At 63.6% G+C, this 18,368-nt stretch carries 16 protein-coding genes; 7 read left to right on the top strand and 9 right to left on the bottom strand.

The window, feature by feature from the left end:
• The first annotated feature begins 17 nt into the window (after positions 1–17).
• Entirely contained in the window at positions 18–1,148 is a 1,131-nt protein-coding gene (locus tag ACYVHT_RS11460; RefSeq protein WP_460551431.1) for a trans-sulfuration enzyme family protein, read from the top strand.
• Between the two features lie 124 nt (positions 1,149–1,272).
• Positions 1,273–3,450: a bifunctional alpha,alpha-trehalose-phosphate synthase (UDP-forming)/trehalose-phosphatase gene (locus tag ACYVHT_RS11465; protein WP_460551434.1), complete on the top strand. Its 2,178-nt coding sequence runs from the start codon at positions 1,273–1,275 to the stop codon at positions 3,448–3,450.
• A 324-nt stretch (positions 3,451–3,774) separates the two neighbouring features.
• Here ACYVHT_RS11465 and ACYVHT_RS11470 read toward each other — a convergent pair whose 3' ends face one another.
• Together ACYVHT_RS11470 and ACYVHT_RS11475 are read right to left on the bottom strand one after the other, a co-directional pair.
• Positions 3,775–5,562 (bottom strand): glycoside hydrolase family 15 protein, encoded by a 1,788-nt coding sequence (locus tag ACYVHT_RS11470; RefSeq protein WP_460551437.1) that lies wholly within the window; start codon positions 5,560–5,562, stop codon positions 3,775–3,777.
• A gap of 193 nt (positions 5,563–5,755) precedes the next feature.
• Positions 5,756–6,337 (bottom strand): hypothetical protein, encoded by a 582-nt coding sequence (locus tag ACYVHT_RS11475; RefSeq protein ID WP_460551440.1) that lies wholly within the window; start codon positions 6,335–6,337, stop codon positions 5,756–5,758.
• 151 nt (positions 6,338–6,488) lie between these two features.
• On the opposite strand from ACYVHT_RS11475, the gene ACYVHT_RS11480 reads away from it, so the two are divergent.
• Complete coding sequence (locus ACYVHT_RS11480; protein WP_460551442.1) at positions 6,489–7,205, top strand: hypothetical protein; 717 nt, start codon at positions 6,489–6,491, stop codon at positions 7,203–7,205.
• A gap of 319 nt (positions 7,206–7,524) precedes the next feature.
• Here ACYVHT_RS11480 and ACYVHT_RS11485 read toward each other — a convergent pair whose 3' ends face one another.
• Complete coding sequence (locus ACYVHT_RS11485; protein WP_460551445.1) at positions 7,525–8,223, bottom strand: hypothetical protein; 699 nt, start codon at positions 8,221–8,223, stop codon at positions 7,525–7,527.
• A gap of 427 nt (positions 8,224–8,650) precedes the next feature.
• Here ACYVHT_RS11485 and ACYVHT_RS11490 point away from each other — a divergent pair, with 427 nt between their 5' ends.
• Complete coding sequence (locus ACYVHT_RS11490) at positions 8,651–9,301, top strand: hypothetical protein (RefSeq protein ID WP_460551448.1); 651 nt, start codon at positions 8,651–8,653, stop codon at positions 9,299–9,301.
• A 152-nt stretch (positions 9,302–9,453) separates the two neighbouring features.
• Here ACYVHT_RS11490 and ACYVHT_RS11495 read toward each other — a convergent pair whose 3' ends face one another.
• From ACYVHT_RS11495 to ACYVHT_RS11505, 3 genes are all read right to left on the bottom strand, one after another.
• Positions 9,454–10,599 carry a DegT/DnrJ/EryC1/StrS family aminotransferase gene (locus ACYVHT_RS11495; RefSeq protein WP_460551451.1) on the bottom strand — a complete coding sequence of 382 codons (1,146 nt, stop codon included), beginning with the start codon at positions 10,597–10,599 and terminating at the stop codon, positions 9,454–9,456.
• A gap of 137 nt (positions 10,600–10,736) precedes the next feature.
• Positions 10,737–11,432, bottom strand: coding sequence for an LbetaH domain-containing protein (locus ACYVHT_RS11500; RefSeq protein ID WP_460551454.1), 696 nt, complete (start codon positions 11,430–11,432; stop codon positions 10,737–10,739).
• 12 nt (positions 11,433–11,444) lie between these two features.
• Positions 11,445–12,086 (bottom strand): sugar transferase, encoded by a 642-nt coding sequence (locus ACYVHT_RS11505; RefSeq protein WP_460551457.1) that lies wholly within the window; start codon positions 12,084–12,086, stop codon positions 11,445–11,447.
• Between the two features lie 106 nt (positions 12,087–12,192).
• Between ACYVHT_RS11505 and ispE the strand changes: the two genes are divergently transcribed.
• The gene (gene ispE / locus ACYVHT_RS11510; RefSeq protein ID WP_460551460.1) at positions 12,193–13,014 is read left to right on the top strand and encodes a 4-(cytidine 5'-diphospho)-2-C-methyl-D-erythritol kinase; all 822 of its coding nucleotides are present in this window, start codon (positions 12,193–12,195) and stop codon (positions 13,012–13,014) included.
• Here the strand turns inward: ispE and ACYVHT_RS11515 are convergent.
• The 3 genes from ACYVHT_RS11515 to tgt form a co-directional block, all read right to left on the bottom strand.
• On the bottom strand, positions 13,011–13,958 hold the full coding sequence (locus ACYVHT_RS11515; RefSeq protein WP_460551462.1) for a DMT family transporter: 948 nt from the start codon (positions 13,956–13,958) through the stop codon (positions 13,011–13,013). The genes ispE and ACYVHT_RS11515 overlap by 4 nt on opposite strands.
• A gap of 139 nt (positions 13,959–14,097) precedes the next feature.
• On the bottom strand, positions 14,098–15,177 hold the full coding sequence (locus ACYVHT_RS11520; protein ID WP_460551465.1) for an LptF/LptG family permease: 1,080 nt from the start codon (positions 15,175–15,177) through the stop codon (positions 14,098–14,100).
• A 106-nt stretch (positions 15,178–15,283) separates the two neighbouring features.
• The gene (gene tgt, locus ACYVHT_RS11525) at positions 15,284–16,414 is read right to left on the bottom strand and encodes a tRNA guanosine(34) transglycosylase Tgt (protein WP_460551468.1); all 1,131 of its coding nucleotides are present in this window, start codon (positions 16,412–16,414) and stop codon (positions 15,284–15,286) included.
• A gap of 232 nt (positions 16,415–16,646) precedes the next feature.
• Between tgt and ACYVHT_RS11530 the strand changes: the two genes are divergently transcribed.
• Positions 16,647–17,735 carry a glycosyltransferase gene (locus ACYVHT_RS11530; RefSeq protein ID WP_460551470.1) on the top strand — a complete coding sequence of 363 codons (1,089 nt, stop codon included), beginning with the start codon at positions 16,647–16,649 and terminating at the stop codon, positions 17,733–17,735.
• Entirely contained in the window at positions 17,726–18,349 is a 624-nt protein-coding gene (locus ACYVHT_RS11535) for an RNA polymerase sigma factor (protein ID WP_070728736.1), read from the top strand. Before ACYVHT_RS11530 ends, ACYVHT_RS11535 begins: the two co-directional genes overlap by 10 nt.
• Positions 18,350–18,368: the final 19 nt, after the last annotated feature.

Below are 18,368 nucleotides of genomic sequence, written 5' to 3' on the forward strand. Positions count from 1 at the left end.
GCTTTGCTTCCGCGCTCATGGACCATCCAAATATTCAGCCCAAAATCACGCCCATCTACCAAACGTCGGTTTTCAAGTTTGAGGACCTCGACGCGGTGCAGCAGTATTTCGACGAACCGGGCAGCCGCTACCTGTACTCGCGCAACGGCAACCCCAACTCCGACGAGCTGGCCGAGGCCGTGAACCGCTGGGAAGGCGGCGCGGGCGCGGTGGCCACCGGCTCGGGCATGGCGGCCATTTTTGCGGCCCTGCTCACCTATTGCCAGGCCGGCGACCACGTGCTGTGCGCGGCCGACATCTACGGCGGCTCGGCGGCGCTGCTGAACCTGGAGCTGTCGCGGCTGGGCATTGCGGTGAGCTACGTGCCGTTTGAAAAGCTGCATGACCTTGCCGGCTACGTGCAGCCCAATTCCAGGCTGCTGCTCTGCGAAACGATGAGCAACCCGCTGCTGCGCGTGGTGGACCTGCATTTGGCGGCTGAGGAATGCCACCGCCACGGCCTGAAGCTGGTGGTCGACAATACCTTTTCAACGCCGGTGCTCACCCGGCCGCTGGGCTACGGGGCCGACCTCGTGCTGCACAGCGTGACCAAATACCTGGCCGGCCATTCCGACGTGACGGCCGGCGCGGTAGTGGCCCGCACGCCCGAAGATGCGGCCCGCCTGCGCCAGATTGGCGTGGTGTTTGGCCTGACGCTGAGCCCGATGGAAAGCTGGCTGAGCGTGCGCGGCATGAAAACCATGCGCCTGCGCGTGGCGGCCCACAGCGACAACGCTCTGGTGATTGCCGGGTTTCTGGCAGCGCATCCGGCGGTGCAGGCGGTGTATTATCCTGGCCTGGCCGCGCACCCGCAGCACGCGCTGGCGGTGGCGCAGGGCGCGGGCCGCTTCGGCGGAATGCTGTCGATGCGACTGGCCGACGATGCGGCCGTGGTGAACCGCTTCATGCAGCGGAGCGAGCGGTTTCCATTTGCGCCTTCGCTGGCGGGCGTGGACTCGTCGTGCTCAAGCCCGCTCTATACCTCGCACCGGGCCCTGACAGATGCGCAGCGGGCCGCGCTGGGAATTACCGTAGGGCTGGTGCGATTGAGCGTGGGCATTGAGCCGGTGGAAGAGCTGTTGGCCGATTTGGCACAGGCACTGGAATAAGCCGGAAAAACGGCCGTTGGCTGAGCGAGCCGACGCGGCTAATGTTGGCGCAATGCGGGAGGATATGGGCTGAAACTGGTTAACTACCGTAAACCATGAGGTTACTGAACCTTACCCATTGCCTATGTCCCGCACGATAATCGTCTCCAACCGCCTGCCTACTAAAGTCATCCGTTCCGAAGAGAGCCTCACGTTTCAGCCCAGCGAAGGCGGGCTGGCCACGGGTCTGGGCTCCATCTACCGGGCCGATGGCAACGTGTGGGTGGGCTGGCCGGGACTGTTTGTGCAGGATATGGAGGAAGAGCAGTACGTTACCGAGCAACTGCAGGCCGACAGCATGGCCCCGGTGTTTCTGACCGAAGCCGAAATCCGGGATTTCTACGAGGGATTCAGCAATTCCACCCTCTGGCCCACTTTCCACTACTTTGCGCAGTTTGCCACCTACGAGCAGGCCCACTGGGAAGCTTACGTGGCCGTGAATGAGAAATTCTGCGACGCCGTGCTGGCCCAGACCGGCCCCGACGACACCATCTGGGTGCACGACTACCAACTGCTGCTGCTGCCCGCGCTGCTGCGCAAGGCCCGGCCCGAAGCCACGATTGGCTTCTTCCTGCACATTCCGTTTCCGAGCTATGAGCTGATTCGGGTGCTGCCGTGGCGGGCCGAGCTGCTGCGCGGCATGCTGGGGGCCGACCTCATCGGCTTCCATACCTTCGGCTACATGCGGCATTTTCTGAGCTCGGTGGCGCAGGTGCTGGGGCTGCCGGCTACCAATGGCCAGATTGAGGTGGACCACCGCGCCGTGCGCGTCGATGCCTTCCCGATGGGCATCGACTACAACCGCTACGCCGAAGCCGCCGCCTCCGACGAGGCCCGGCAGCACGAGGCCACCTACCGCGAGGCCCTGCGCGATACCCGCGTGATTCTGTCCATTGATAGACTCGATTACACCAAGGGCATTGCCCAGCGCCTGCGGGCATTTGAGCTGCTGCTGCAGCGCTACCCGGAGTGGCGCGAGCAGGTGAGTTTGATTATGCTGGTGGTGCCCTCGCGCGACCAGGTGGCGCAGTACGCCGATTTGAAAGTAGAAATTGACGAGCTGGTAGGGCGCATCAATGCAGCCTACCGCACCATTGCCTGGAACCCGATTCACTACTTCTACCGCTCGCTGCCGCTGGAGGAGCTGGCTTCGCTCTACCGCCTGGCCGAGGTGGCGCTGGTGACGCCCATGCGCGACGGCATGAACCTCGTGGCCAAGGAATTCATTGCCAGCAAGGCCGACCAGCGCGGCGTGCTCATCCTCAGCGAGCGGGCCGGCGCGGCGCGCGAGCTGTCCGATGCCCTCATCATCAACCCCACCGACGTTAATCAGTTGGCCGAAGCCATGCACGAGGCTCTGGTGATGCCCGAAGACGAGCAGCAGCAGCGCATGGCCAGCATGCAGGCGCTGGTGAAGCGCTACAACGTATTCTCCTGGACCAAGCTTTTCCTCAACCAGCTGGCCTATACCAAAATGAAGCAGCAAACCCTGGCCACCGAAACCCTCACAACTGCGCCCGCCGGCCAGATGCTGGAAGCCTATCAGGCCGCCAAGCAGCGCCTGCTGCTGCTCGACTACGATGGCACGCTGGTAAACTTCCACCCCAACCCGCAGCGCGCCCAGCCCGACCAGGAGCTGCGCCTGCTGCTGCGCGCCCTCTCCGATAACCCGCAGAACCGCGTGGTCATCATCAGCGGGCGCGACCGGCAGACGCTGGAAAAGTGGCTGGGCGACCTGCCCATCGATTTTATTGCCGAGCACGGCGTGTGGGTGCGCGCGGCCGGCGATGAGTGGAGCCTCTTCCAGGCCCTGCGCAACGACTGGAAGCGCGAGCTGCTGCCGGTGCTGGAGCTATACGTGGCCCGCACCGCCGGCGCTTTCATCGAGGAGAAGGATTACTCGCTGGTGTGGCACTACCGCCGCGTGGATGAGGAGCTGGGCGCCGTGCGCACCCGTGAGCTGCTCAACCACCTCACGTTCATGACGTCGAATACCGACCTGCAGGTGATGGAGGGCAACAAGGTGCTGGAAATCAAAAATGCCGGCATCAACAAAGGCACGGCCGCTGCCCGCCTGTTGGGCCAGTACAACCCCGATTTTATCCTGGCCCTGGGCGACGACCGCACCGATGAGGACACCTTCCGGGCCTTGCCGCCCGAGGCCTTTACCGTGCGGGTAGGGGAGGCGGCGCACTCGTCGGCGCGGTTCCATGTGAGCTCGCCGAAGGAGGTGCGGGACTTGCTGCGGAAGCTGATTGTGTAGCGCAGTACAGCATTATTATCCCCGTCGCGCTGTAGGGTGCGGGGCCTGCCCCCGCCCGCCGTTGTTCGGCATCGTTGGGTGGGCCACAAATGGCGGGCGGGGGCAAGCCACGCACCCTACGCCATTGTCTCGTCACGCTGTAGGGTGCGGGGCCTGCCCCCGCCCGCCGTTGCCCGGCATCGTTGGGTGGGGCCCAAATGGTGGGCGGGGGCAAGCCCCGCACCCTACGACATCGTCGCCATCCATTTCGTGACAAGGATAAAAGCAGCACGTCATGCTGAGCGTAGCGCTCAGCATGACGTGCTTTCTTGCTTTTGCTTCCGCTTACCCCACAAAGTGCGGCTTATCCCGCCGCTGGGCGATGCGGTAGGCGGCATTCACCATGCCGACGTGGCTGTAGGCTTGGGGGAAGTTGCCCCACTGCGAGCCGGTTTTGGCGTCCACGTCTTCGGAGAGGAGGCCGAGGTGGTTGGTGTATTTGGTGAGCTTTTCGAACTCGGTGGTGGCTTCGTCGAGGCGGCCGACGCAGGCCAGGGCTTCCACGTACCAGAAGGAGCAGATGAGGAAGGTGGTTTCGGGCGTGCCGAAGTCGTCGGGGTGGCGGTAGCGGTAGAAGAGGCCCTCGGGGGTTTTGAGCTCCTTTTCCAGCTCGATGAGGTGCTTTTTGGCTTTCTCGGAGTTGCCGTCGAGGTAGCCCATGAGGATGAGCTGGAGCGTGCTGGCGTCGAGGTTGTCGGAGCCGATGGCGTTGGTGTAGGCGCCGCGCACGGGGTCGTAGCACTGCTCGATGCGGTCGGTGGCGGCTTCAATGAGGCGGGTGGCGCGGGCTTCCATCTCGGCGTTGCCGAGGCGGCGGGCCACCTGCCGGGCCGCGTGGCCGCCGGCCCAATGAAACAGGAAAGTGTAGCAATGCCGCTGGGCAATGTGGCGGAACTCCCAGAGGCCGGCGTCGGGCTGGTCGAGGGTGGTTTCCATGAAATGCAGGGCTTCGGAGGCCAGCTTTTCGGGCGGCATGTGGGTGGGGTACACGAAGCGGGCATCGACGTAGAGCGGCAGCAGGGCCACCAGCACCTGGCCGTACACGTCGTTCTGGATGTGGGTGTAGGCATCGTTGCCGATGCGCACGGGCTGGTTGCCGAGGTAGCCGGCCAGCGGCAGCTCAATCTCCACCAAATCGGCCCGGCCGCTGATGCTGTAGAGCGGCTGGTACTTGTCGGTGACCTTGGTGCTGATGTTGGCAATGAAGTGGAAATACCGCTCCATCTCCTCGAAGTGGCCGATGCTGTTGAAGGCCGTGAGGATGTAGAACGTGTCGCGCATCCAGCAGTAGCGGTAGTCCCAGTTGCGGGTGCTGCCGGGGGCTTCGGGCAGGCTGGTGGTGGTGGCCGCGATGATGGCCCCGGTGTCTTCGTACTGATGAATCTTGAGGGCCAGCGCCGACCGGATGACCGCGCCCTGGTGGAAGCTGCCGATGCTGGTGCTCTTCACCCAGCGGCGCCAGTAGTCCTCGGTATCGCGCAAAAACCGCTCGGCCGTGGCCTCCAGCGGGGCTTCGAGGGGCGCGCCGTAGGTGAGGACGAGGTACTTGGTTTCGTTCAGCACGAAGTCTTCCTCGTCGAGAATGTAGGTGAGCGGGATGTTGGTGGTGAGGCGGATTTCCTCTTCCAGGCCCAGAAAGGCAATGTGGTTGGAGCTGCGGCGGCGGGTCAGTTCAAGCTCGCCGTACTGGCCCACGGGGCGGCAGGCCACCCGCACGCGGGGCGTGCCGGCCAGCGGCTCCACCTTCCGGATGAACATGAGGGGCTTGTAGTACCGCTCGTACTGGGCAAAGCGCGGGGCAAAATCCGTCACGCGGTAGCGGCCGTCGGCCGTCGTGATGTCGGTGCGCAGCACGTTGGTGTTGGGCTCGTACTGCTGGCTGGAGGTGAAGCTGGCGCCGGCGGCGGACCGGATGCTGTATTCGCCGCCCTTGTCGTCGTCGAGCAGCGAGCCGAAGACGAAGCTGCTATCAAAACGGGGCCAGCAGAGCCAGCGCACGGCCGTATCGGTGCCGATGAGGCCGAGGAAGGCGCAGTTGCCAATCAGGCCGAGGTCATAGGTGTGTTTGGTCATCAGGGGAGGGGAGATGGGGTGCGGGTAATACCCCATTCCGCTGGCTGGGGTTGTTTGGGGGCCATAGGAAGGAAACAAGAACGGTCATGCTGAGCGCAGTCGAAGCATCTCTCCCGCTGAAGTATTTATTTACTCTTGCGGGAGAGATGCTTCGACTGCGCTCAGCATGACCGTTCTGGTAGGGCCGGCCTGCCTACAGCTTGTCCGACACCGAGGTCGAAATCTGCTTGGCCGTGCGCAGGGCCTGGAACTCGGCCTGCTGCGAGCGGATGGTCAGCTTGTCATCGAGCGAAAAAGAGGTCCGCAGCTGCTGGTAGCGGCCGTTGAGGCTGCTGAGGACGGCGGCGGCGTTGGCCCAGTCGGCCGGTTTCCAGCCCGAGCGGTCGGCGCGCACGCGGTCCATGAAATACTCGTACGCTTTGAGCAGGCCGGTGCTGGAAAGCGTGCCCACGGTGGTTTTCTGGCGCAGGAAGGCCGTGACCTGGGCATCGGAAGCGGCGGCCACGGAGGTGTCGTAGGTGTCATCGGCGGTGGTGCCGGTGGTGGCGGGGGCCGGCGTGCCAATGGGCACGTTGACGGTGCGCGTGGTGCGCCGGATGACCTTGCCCGTGGCGGGGTCGAGGTCTTCGGTCACTTCGGTTTGCTGCTGCATGCCGGGCGGAACGGTCCCGGTGGGCGTCGTCGTTTTGGTCGTCGTGGTTTTGGAAGTGGTTTGGGCCACGGCCGCTGCCGGCAGGGCCAGCAGCAGGGCGGCGAGGAGATGCACGTTTTTCATAAGAAAACAAGTTGGATGGCCCTTTAACGGCAAATGCCGGGCCACGGTGCGGATGCTGCGGATTTAGAAGAAAAGTTGTACACTTACGGCCCGGCTTACCCGCCGTTTCGTGCCGGATGGTCCGGCGCATTCTTTCCCCCCTTTTCGTTTTATGCAAGGAGCGTATTCTACCTACTTCGACAACCTGTTTCTGGCCCTGCGTATGGCCCGGCCCGACTACAAAGCCCAGGCCGCCTACAGCCTGCGCGCCGTGCAGGAAGCCGCCCTCGGCGCGGCCTTCACGCCCCTGCTCCAGGACCTGGAAACGGCCCTCAACGGCTTCGACGAGAACCTGGCCGACCGCAACCAGTCCACCAGCGGCGGCACCGCCGCCTTTCGGCTGGCCCGTCAGGAGTGGCTCGCATTCGTGGACGACACCATGAAGGACTACGTGACGCCCAAGCTGCGCAAGCTGCCCGTGTACGCCGACTTCAAGCGCTTTGGCAAGAGCAAGCTCGCCGCCCTGCCGCAGCCCGAGCTCATCACCCAATCCAAAGCCCTCACGGCCCTCTACCAGGCCCATCAGGCCGCCCTCTACCCCACGCTGGTAGCCGATGCCAAAGCCAGATACCAGGCCCTGACCGCCGCCGACGAAACCCGCGACACCCAGGACGCCACCATCGCCGACGCCATCCTGGACCTGGCCGACGACCGCCGCGCCATTGCCCGCGCCCAGCGCCGCCTCAAGGCCCAGCTCGAGCTCACCTTCGACGACCCGGCCCGGGTGTACAGCTTCTTCGATTTCTCGAAGGCCGAACATTCCCGGAAGGCCCAAAAGAAAGCCGCTAAAGCCGCTGCGGCCCCCGCCGGGTCGGGCGAGGCTGCCTGATGCCCCGGTAGGCGTCCCCAACTTGTCGGGAACGCCTTCGCGCGGCATGCAAGCCGGTCCCAACAAGTCGGGGGCCGTTTTATAAATGCCAAAACCCGTTCCCGCCTTGTCGGGGACGGGTTTTGGTTTTCGGGGAGTGCAGCCCACCAAGGCGGGGATGGGTTTTGGGGGCGTGCAAGCCCTTTCCAACAAGGCGGGCACGGGGCGCAGCCTTTCTTAACGTAGCACTACTAACTGCATATCTTCGTCGGCGAAGAGCGGAAATTAAATCCACCCTTTTCCTAAACGCTACGCCTTGCCTTACTGGCTTGCTCGTCGCCTACCGAATGGTCCCGTACCACTGGGTCCCATGATGGACTATTCGACCGGTAGCGGCATCAATTTTTACCACCTCGACGTTTCCAGTCGGCCGGTTTGTGTAATCCGAGCGACGGGTAAGGTAATTATATACCTCCCATGTAAAGGCTTTCGTGGCCCTATCGTACGAGAGCGACGCGGTGGGGGACTCCAGGCCCTGCTGCAGGGGCGCTTGGCGGCCAATAACCAGCGCCTGCTCCCGCGTGAGCAGCGCGCAGGGCGCCTGCTGCCACATGAAATCGGGAATAAAGGCCACGTAGGGCGCTTCGCGTAAGCGGAGGTGCTCGTCTAAACCAACGAAGGCCGTGCCGCGAATCGTGTCCACGGCCGGACAGCCCCGGGTGGAAAGGCGCGCGGCGTAGCGCACGTCCACCCGCAGAAAGTGGCCAATGGTGTTGCGGTGCGCCGCCAGTACCCGCGTCTTTTCCTGACCCAACCAGTTGCGGTAGCAGTAGTAAGTATTCGCCTCGTAGCGGGTTTGCGCATACAGCGCCGGGCCCAATCGCTGCCGCAGCACACTGTCGGCGGTGGCCCGCACCCGCGCCGTGGGGTAGCGTTGGCCCCACGCACTGGCCCCGCTGAGCATGAGCAGCCACACCGACCCGCACATTCCCCATCCAAATCTGTGGGGGAACGAGGTGCCGAAAAACGGAAGCCGCATAAGCGAGCAGTCTTATGTGGAAGGAAAGGACAGGTTGTGAAAGTAACGCTCGGTTTCCTAAACTACTAGTAATAGTTTAGAATAGGTGGCCTGCAAGCTACTGCAGCCCCTGGCGAGTTTAAGAAACTCGTCTACAAATCAACGTTTAGAAAACGGCATGCTGGGATGAGTTTCGTGAACGCTGAAAGGCAGTTGGCCGGCTTGGGCAGGCTCCGTAAAACTTAACATTGGAAAAGTGATTTTTGCCAGCCTGGCAGGTAATGATTCCGTAATTTTGGCTCATGGAATCATTCGAATCGTCCCGCCGCGATACGCTAATTGTGAGCGTATTTATGGCCCTCACAGTCGTGGTGGCCCTGGCCCTGATGGTACTGCGCTAATTCTTTCACCGGGCCGGCCGCACGGCGGGCCTTTACCCTCTTTCACAATGAGCACTCCCAAAAAGATTCTGGCCGGCCAGCTGGCCGAAGCCGTGGCGCCCCACCTCGGCGGCGATGCCACCGGCCAACCCTCCAAAGCCGTGGCCAAAACCCTGCGCCAGCTGGCCAAGCAGCTCACCAAGCAGCAGAGCAAGCAGGCCAAAGCCGCCAAAGCCGCGTCGGCCCCCACGCCCCTCACCGCCAAGCGCGCCCGCAAAGCCCTGACCGGCGAGCTATCGACGGCCCTGCAGCCCTACCTGGAGCCCACCGCCGCCGCCGCCGACGCCCCCGATGCCAAAGCCCCCAAAGGCGTGGCCAAAGCCATGAAGCGCCTCGCCGCCGAACTGGTGAAGCAGCGCCGCAAGCAAGCCAAGCAAAGCGCCAAAGCCACCCGGCAGGCCGCCAAAGACGCCAAAGAGCAAGCCAGGCAACAAGCCAAAGAAGCCAGGCAGGCCACCAAGGCCGCCAAGCCCACGCCGCCCGCCCCTGCCCCCGCCGCCGAAGCCGCTCCTGCGCCCGCCCCGGTAGCCAAAACCGCCCGCCCGGCCACGCCCCGCGCCAAAGCCGCCGTTGCCCGCCGCCCGGCCCCGGCCAAGCCCGCCCCGGCCAAGCCCGCCGCCCCCGCCGCTCCGGAAGCTGAGGCCACCCCGGCCGAGTAAGCCCATGCCGCAGCCGGTAGCAGCGCCTGCTGCCCAAACGCAAAACCGCCCCAATCTGCAGATTGGGGCGGTTTTGCTTGTGCTGGAAGGGGCCGCAATACGTGAGAAGCACCCGGGCCCCGGACGTCACCGGCCCATACGGTGGCCGGGCGCTACCCCAATGCCTCCGCCAATGCCTCTTTCACGCGGCGCAATTCGCCCTCGCCCATGGCCGTGCCGCTGGGCAGGCACAGGCCCCGCGCAAACAAGTCGGCGCACACGGCCCCGCCGTACACGGGCGCGGCGGCAAACAGCGGCTGCAGGTGCAGCGGCTTCCACAGCGGCCGGCTCTCAATGTTGCGGGTTTCGAGGTGCCGGCGCAGGGTTTCGGGCGTGGCGGCGGTTTCGGCCGGGTTCAGCAGAATGGTGGTGAGCCAGCGGTTGGGGCGGCTGCCGGCGGGCTCGGGGTGCAGGGCCACCGCCAGGCCCGGCAGGCCGGCGAGGTGCTCGCGGTACCAGGCGAAGATTTCGCGGCGGCGCTTCACCCGCTCGTCCAGCAGCTCCATCTGGCCCCGCCCAATGCCGGCCAGGATGTTGCTCAGCCGGTAGTTGTAGCCCAGCTGCGAGTGCTGGTAGTAGGGCGCCTCGTCCTTGGCCTGCGTGGCCAGAAACCGGGCCTGCCGGGCCAGCGCGGCGTCATTGGTCACCAAAGCGCCCCCGCCGCTGGTGGTCAGAATCTTGTTGCCATTAAAGGAAAACACGCCCACCCGCCCGAAGCTGCCCAGCGGCTGGCCGTTGAACCGCGCCCCCAGCGCCTCGGCCGCATCTTCGAGAATAGGAATGTCGAATTCCTGCGCCAGCGCCAGGATTTCCGGCAGCCGGGCCGGCATCCCGTACAGGTGCACCAGGATGAGGGCCTTCGGCTTTTTGCCCTTGCTGATGCGGTCCGCAATGGCCTCGCGCAGGCGCAGCGGGCACAGGTTCCAGGTATCGGCCTCGCTGTCGATGAACACCGGCGTGGCCCCCAGGTACACAATCGGGTTGGCCGTGGCCACGAAGGTAAACGACGGGCACAGCACTTCGTCGCCGGGCCCCACGCCCAGCAAAATCAACCCCAGGTGAATGGCTGCCGTGCCCGAGCTCAGCGCCACGCAGTGCCCCACGCCCGTCGCCGCGCAGATGTCGGCCTCGAAACCCGTGATGTTGGGCCCGGCCGGGGCCACCCAGTTGTCCTCAATGGCCTTGTGCACATAGTTCAGCTCGTGCCGCCCGAGGTGGGGCGGGGAAAGGTAGAGACGGTCGTAATCCTGACTGCGCATGGGGTAGGGTATAGGGGAGAATTAAGGAGCGGTCTGTCATCCTGAGCGCAGCGAAGGACCTTCTCCCGTTGGGTTGGTTACTGCCAACTCTTCGGGCGTGAACAGGTCCTTCGCTGCGCTCAGGATGACAGCCGTTTTCAAGACGAGCTATTGATACTCTTCGCTGGCACGCCTACCGCCGTCACATCTGCCGGCAGGTCGCGCACCACCACGGCGCCCGCGCCCACCACCGTATGCGCCCCAATGCTGACGCCCTGAATGATGGTGGCGCTGGTGCCCAGGTACACGCCCGTGGCCAGCCGCGCCGCGCCGCTCACGTTGGCGTGCGGCATGAGGGAGCAGAAGTCTTCGAGCACGGCATCGTGCCCCACCGTGCAGCCCAGGTTGAGCAGCACAAAGCGGCCCAGCTCAATGTCGCAGGTTAGCATGCAGCCCTGCTGAACGATGCAGCCCGCGCCCAGCGCAACGCGCTGCGATGCGGCCAGCGCCACCCGCGGGTGCACCAGAACGGGAAAGCGGAGCTGCGCCGACGTGAGCCGGCCCGCCACGGCCGCCCGGCCGGCGGGGCTGCCCACGGCCAGGGCCACGGCCAGCGGCACGGGGCTGGCGTTGAGGTCGGCGCTGGTGCCGAGGTAGGGAAGGCCGGCCACGGTGGGCGTGGCGGGGGCCTGGTCGTCGTAGAAGCCGCGCACGTCCCAGGTGGGGCGGCTCTGGTTGATTTGCTGCACCAGCAGCAGCACCTCCCGGCCCAGGCCGCCCGCCCCGAAAATCACCAGCGGAGCCAGGGTTTCGGCGGCTTCGATTTCGTAATCAGAAAAGAAAAGTTGGGTCATAAGTTGCGAAAGCTACGAGGAAACCGGGGGCGGCGGACTGCCCCGGAAGGCGGTGGTGGTGGCCTGGCCCGGCGCGTTCACGCCGCTGCCGCGCAATACCCGCCCGGCCGTGCGCCATAAAATGGCCAGGTCGAGCCGCCACGACAGATGCTCGACGTACCATACGTCGAACGCAAATTTTTCTTCCCAGCTGATGGCGTTGCGCCCGTTCACCTGCGCCCAGCCGGTGAGGCCGGGGCGCACCGCGTGGCGCCGGGCCTGCGCGGGCGAGTACAGCGGCAGGTACTCGGGCAGCAGCGGGCGCGGCCCCACTAGGCTCAGGTCGCCGCGCACGATGTTCCAGAGCTGGGGCAGCTCGTCGAGCGAGGTGGCGCGCAGCCAGCGGCCCAGCCGGGGCAGGCGCTCGGCATCGGGCCGGAGCTGGCCGGCGGCATCGCGGGCCTCGGTCATGGTCTGGATTTTATAGAGCGTGAACAGCCGCCCGTGCCAGCCCGGCCGCACCTGCCGAAACAGCCAGCGACCCCGGTTCTGGGCCGCCGCCAGCCCGGCCGCCCCCGCCAGCAGCGGCAGCGTGAGCAGCAGCAGCGGCAGGGCCAGCGCCACATCGAGCAGGCGCTTGCCGTGGCGGACGTAGAAGGAGGCCGGGGCGGACACGAGATGGTGAGCGATAAATGAAGCAGAATACCGGTTGCAAAAGAACGGCATGCCGTTCTTTTGTTGCTTCTACGCGTCCCACTTCCCGTTCCTCGCCCCTCTCAAGATGCTCGTTTTCCCCAACGCCAAGCTTAACCTCGGCCTCTACATCACCCAGCGCCGCCCCGACGGCTTCCACACCCTCGAATCGGTGTTCGTGCCCCTGCCCTGGGCCGATGCGCTGGAAATGCTGCCTGCTGCCCCCGGCCGGCCCACCAGCCTCACCCTCACCGGCCGCCCCATTCCCGGCGACCCGGCCACCAACCTCTGCCTGCGGGCCTACGAGCTGCTGCAGGCCGACTTCCCGCAGCTGCCGCCCGTGCAGATGTACCTGCACAAAATCGTGCCCATCGGCGCGGGCCTGGGCGGCGGCTCCGCCGATGCCGCGTTTGCCCTGAAGGCGACCAATGAGCTGTTTGGCCTGAATCTTTCAGTTGAATCCCTGGAAAGCTACGCCCGCCGCCTAGGCTCCGATTGCGCTTTTTTCGTTCAAAATAAGCCTGTGCTGGCCGTGGAAAAGGGTGATGTTTTCGAGGAAATCAGCCTGACGCTGGCCGGCACCGCCTGCGTGGTGGTGTACCCCAACCTGCACATCAGCACCGGCGAAGCCTACGCCCGCATCACGCCCCAGCCGCCAAAATTCGCTTTGCGCGAAGCCCTAAGCCAGCCCATGAAAACCTGGCGCGACACCGTCAGCAACGATTTTGAAGCGGCGCTCACGCCCGCGCACCCGGTGCTGGCCGAAATCAAGCAGCAGCTCTACGCGGCGGGCGCTACGTATGCCAGCCTGTCGGGCTCCGGCTCGGCCGTGTACGGCTTCTGGGAAAGCAGCGAGCCTGCCGCCATGCAGTGGCCGGCCGGGTACACGGTGTGGCAGGGCGTGCTTTAAACCGGTATCGACGGTTCCAAATCCGGCTCTTTGTCCTTCAGCAGCCGCGCCACCAGCGGGTGAATCAGCACGCTGAGCACAATCAGCAGGGTGCCGATGTAGAAGCCCGTGCTCATGCGCTCGCCGTTGAACTGGGGCGCGTGCAGCCAGCCCTGCGTGTGCAGCCAGTAGATGGCCGCCGCCATGCTGATGCCATACACCGGCTCCAGGTTGATGGTCAGGTTCACGGCGAAAGGGGAGATGCGCTTCATCAGCTCCACCGACGTGGAGAAGGCATACACCGTGCACACGCCCGCCAGCAGCAGCAGCCACAGCCAGTCGGAGCCGTGCCAGGCCAGCTGCAGGCCTTGGCCCTGCGTAAAATAGCGGCTGTAAACCGGGAAGAACACCACAATGCTCAGGCACGCCCCCAACATCTCATAAAAGGTGAGCCGCAGCGGCGGGTGCGTCTTAATCAGCTTCGAGTTCAAGACGCTGAACAGCGCCGACAACCCGGCCGACAGCACCGCCACGCCCAGGCCGAGGAGCTGGTCCAGCTCGGCCTGGCTCACCAGGTACAGGCCCACCATCGTTATCAGGCCCAGGCCCACTTCGTAGCCGCGCACCCGGCGCCAGAGCAGCAGCGGCTCCAGCAGCGAGGTCCACAAAGCCAGCGTGGCCAGCCCGGCCAGGCACACGCTCACCGACGAGAGCCGCGCCGCCAGAAAAAAGGTAATCCAGTGCGCCGCCACCAGCGCGCCCACCGCCAGCAGCCGCGCCGCCTGCCCCGCCGAAACGCGCCATTCCTGCCGCCTCGCCACAATGAGCAGCGCCAGCCCCACGGCCGCCAGCAGCGTGCGCCAGAACACCAACTCCACCGGCGGCACCGTCAGCAGCTTGCCCAGAATGGCCGTGAAGCCCCAGAGGAGCACAATGAAATGGAGCTTGAGGTAGTCGCGGAGCATGGTCAGTAGCGCGAACTTTGTAGTCCGCGTATCGCCGCAGCGCGGCGAATTATTCGCGTGAAAAAAAGCACGGCCGTCGTGCAGCACCATCACTTCGCCGCGGTGCGGCGATACGCGGACTACAAAGTCCGCGCTACGGCTATTTCGGTACGAAGCGGTACAGCGCCAGCCCGATGACGGAGAAAACCGTAGTGGGCACCCAGGCCGCGATGAGCGGCGAGAGGCTGCCCACCTGCGCCAGGTTGCGGCTCAGCATCACGAAAATGATGAACACGAAGGCCAGCACAAACCCCAGCGCAATTTGCCCGCCCACTCCGGCCCGCGACTTACGGGCGCTCAGCGTCACGCCAATCAGGGTGAGAATGACGATGGCAAACGGATAGGAATACCGCTCGTATTTGGCGCTCAGGTAAATCTGTGTGTCGTCGGCCCCGCGCTCAATCTTGGTCCGGATGAAGGCATTCAATTCGGGTATGGTGAGGGTTTCGTCAATTTTGTAATTGCTGGCGAAATCCTTCGGAAATAAATTCAGCGTGGTATCGCGGGCCGGGAAGGTCTGCAGAAATTCGTCCTGCGGCCCCCGGAACGTGTGCACCAGCTGCGGCGACAAATGCCACATGTGCTTGGTCGAGTCCCAGTTGATTACGTCGGCCGTCATGCGGCGTTTCAGCACCGTGCCCTCAATGGTTTCGAGCGCAAATTTGTAGCCCACGTCGTTGGTGTTCGTGTAGCTTTCCATGTACACGTAGCTTTTCGGACCAATCTTGATGTGCACGTTGCGCCCCTGAAACCGGTAGGGCAATTTGATGTACGCCCGCTCAAAAGCGACCCGCGACTTGCTGCCAATCGGCAGCACCCAGCCAATGAGGCCAAATATCAGCAGGCCCACCACGCTGCCGCCCATGGCGTACGGCAGCATCAGCCGCTTAAAGCTCACCCCGCTGGCCAGAATTGCCACAATTTCCGTGCGCGCGGCCAGCTGCGCCGTCACAAATACAACGGCAATGAAGATGGTAATTGGCGAAAGCAGGTTGGCGAAATACGGAAACAGGTAGATGTAATAGCCGAAAATAATTTTCGACATCGACAGATTATGCTGAATGAAATCGTCGTTTTTCTCCGTGAAATCGATGACGCAAATAACCGTCACGAGAATGACCACCGAGAAGAAAAACGCGGAGAGAAATTTCTTGATAATGTATTTGTCGAGGATATTCACTTTGAGGAAATTATGAGTTTTGAATTATGAATGATGAATTGGAAGATGGCGCTGCTGTCAAAACGTCAACTCATAATTCATAATTTATAATTCATAAGTAGGCTGCCTACAGCCTTGTCATCACCTGTTTCACCATGCGCTCTTTCCAGGGCCCAAACGTGCCGGCGATGATTTCCTTGCGCGCCTCTTTCACCAGCCACAGGTAAAACGTGAGGTTGTGGGCCGAGGCAATTTGCGGCCCCAGCATTTCCTGGCTCTGAAACAGGTGGCGCACGTAGGAGCGGGAGTAGAACGTGCTGGCGTCGCCGCCCAGCGCCGGGTCGATGGGGGAGAAGTCGGTTTCCCACTTCTTGTTGGTGATGTTGATGATGCCCTGCGTGGTGAAGAGCATGCCGTTGCGGGCGTTGCGGGTCGGCATCACGCAGTCGAACATGTCCACGCCCAGCGCAATGTTTTCCAGAATGTTGGCCGGCGTGCCCACGCCCATCAGGTAGCGCGGCTTGTCGCGGGGCAGGATGTCGCACACCAGCTCGGTCATCTCGTACATCAGCTCGGCCGGCTCGCCCACGCTCAGCCCGCCGATGGCGTTGCCGGCGCGGCCCTGCGCGGCAATAAACTCGGCCGACTTCACCCGCAAATCCTTGAAGGTGCTGCCCTGCACAATCGGGAAAAGCGCCTGCTCGTAGCCATACAGCCCTTCGGTGCTGTCGAAGCGCTGAATGCAGCGCTTCAGCCAGCGGTGCGTCATGTCGAGCGAGCGGGCGGCGTAGTCGTACTCGCAGGGCCAGGGCGTGCACTCGTCGAAGGCCATGATGATATCGGCCCCGATGACGCGCTGAATGTCCATCACGCCCTCCGGCGAAAACAAATGCTGGCTGCCGTCGATGTGCGAGCGGAATTTCACGCCCTCTTCCTTAATCTTCCGGGTGTTGCTGAGCGAGTACACCTGGTAGCCGCCCGAGTCGGTCAGAATGGGCCGGTCCCAGCCGTTGAACTGGTGCAGGCCGCCGGCCGCGCGCAGCACATCGAGGCCCGGCCGCAGGTAGAGGTGGTAGGTGTTGCCGAGAATAATCTGGGCCTGCACGTCCTCCTTCAGCGTTTTCTGCGACACCGCCTTCACAGTGCCGGCCGTGCCTACCGGCATGAAAATGGGTGTTTCGATGGGGCCGTGGGCCGTTTCGAGGCGGCCGGCACGGGCTTTGGTGGCGGGGTCTTGGGCGAGAAGGTCGAAGGTCATGCGAGGAAGCGGGAAGAACTGTAGCGCGGACTTTGTAGTCCGCGTCACGAACGATAACTACAGGGCGTTAACGGCGCGTGGACGCGGACTTCAAAGTCCGCGCTACATTTTGCAAAGGTAACCTGCCCGTTTCGCGCCCCGTACTTTTGTGCGCTCATTCGTGCGCTTCCCGTTGCTGCCTCCTTACCTCCCCACGTCCCCGTTTTTCTGGTTATTGCTTGCCTGCGTGCTGATGCAGCTCGTATACGCGGCGTATTTTTTCTGGCCCTTTGCCCGCCGTCCCGCCGAAGCCGCGTCCAGTGAGCCGGGCCCCGATTCCGAGCCCGTTTCCATCGTCGTCTGCGCCCGCAACGAGCTGGAAAACCTGCGCCAGCTCCTGCCGCTGCTGCTGAAGCAGGACTACCCCGCGCCCTTCGAAATCGTCCTCATCGACGACCGCAGCCACGACGATACCTACCTCTACGCCCAGCAGCTCACCCAGTACTACCCCGAAAAAGTGCGCCTCGTGACCGTGGACCGCACCCCCGACGGCTTCGCCCCCAAGAAATACGCCCTCACCCTCGGCATCAAGGCGGCCCGCTACCCGCGCCTGCTCTTCACCGATGCCGACTGCATTCCGGCCACCAACCAGTGGCTGCGCCTCATGCAGCGCGGCTACGCCCAGAACAACGGGGCCGATGTCGTGCTCGGCTTCTCGGCCTACTCCGAAGCGCCCGGCTTTCTCAATCAGCTCATTCGCTACGAAACGCTGCTCACCGGGGCGCAGTACCTCAGCTTTGCCTGGCGCGGCTGGCCCTACATGGGCGTGGGCCGCAACCTGGCCTACACCCGCGCCTGCTTCACCGCCACCAAAGGCTTTGCCTCGCACATCCGCCAGCTATCCGGCGACGACGACCTGCTGGTGCAGGACGCGGTGCGCCAGGGCCAGCGCGTGGCCGTGGTGGCCGATGCCCCGGCCCACACCGTCAGCGCGCCGGCGGCTACCTGGGGCGCGTGGTGGCGGCAGAAGCGCCGGCACCTGTCGGCCGGCCGGGCCTACCGGCTGGGCGACCAGCTGCGCATTGGCACCTTCATGATGGCCAATATGTTGTTTTATCTCGGCAGCGCGGTGCTAGTTTTTTCGCCAAACAATTGGGTACCTTTGGCGGTTGTATGGGTTCTCCGAACTTTGTTCGTGAGCGCCGTGTATGCTCATGTCGGCCGCCGCCTCGCCCAGCCCGTAATCGTCGGGCTTCTGCCCGTGCTCGACGCGGTTTATTTTTTCCAATACCTGGCTCTGGGAATCTCGCTGTTCCTCAACCGCACCCTTCGATGGAAGTAAACAACCAAGACATTCAAAAGCAGTTTTCAGCCAAAGCCAAGCACGACTTCAAGCTGATTCGCGCCGCCGTCGACCACGGCGACGAGAAGGCCTACGCCGAGCTGATGCACATCTACAAAAAGCCGGTCTACCACGTCGTGCTCAAGATGGTGCGCAACCAGGACGATGCCGAAGACCTCACCATCGAAGCCTTTGCCAAGGCCTTCCGCAACCTGCACAAGTTCAACCCGGAGTATGCGTTCAGCACCTGGCTGTTTCGCATTGCCACCAACAACTGCATCGATTTTATCCGCAAGAATAAAATCAAAACCATGTCGATTGACTCGGCCATCAAGGTCGACAACGGCGACGAAATCACCATCGATTTCCGCGACAACGACCTGAACCCGGCCGAGCACGCCGTGCGCAACCAGAAAATCGAAATCATGCGCCACGTCGTGTCGCGCCTGCCCGACAAGTACCAGCGTCTGGTAAGCCTGCGCTATTTCGACGAGCTCAGCTACGAGGAAATTGCCACCGAACTCAAAGCCCCGCTCGGCACCGTGAAAGCCCAGCTGCACCGCGCCCGCGAGCTGCTCTATGACATGGTGAAACACACCAAGCAGATTATTTAAGCACGAAAAAGCCCTGGCG

This window comes from Hymenobacter daeguensis (assembly GCF_054780555.1).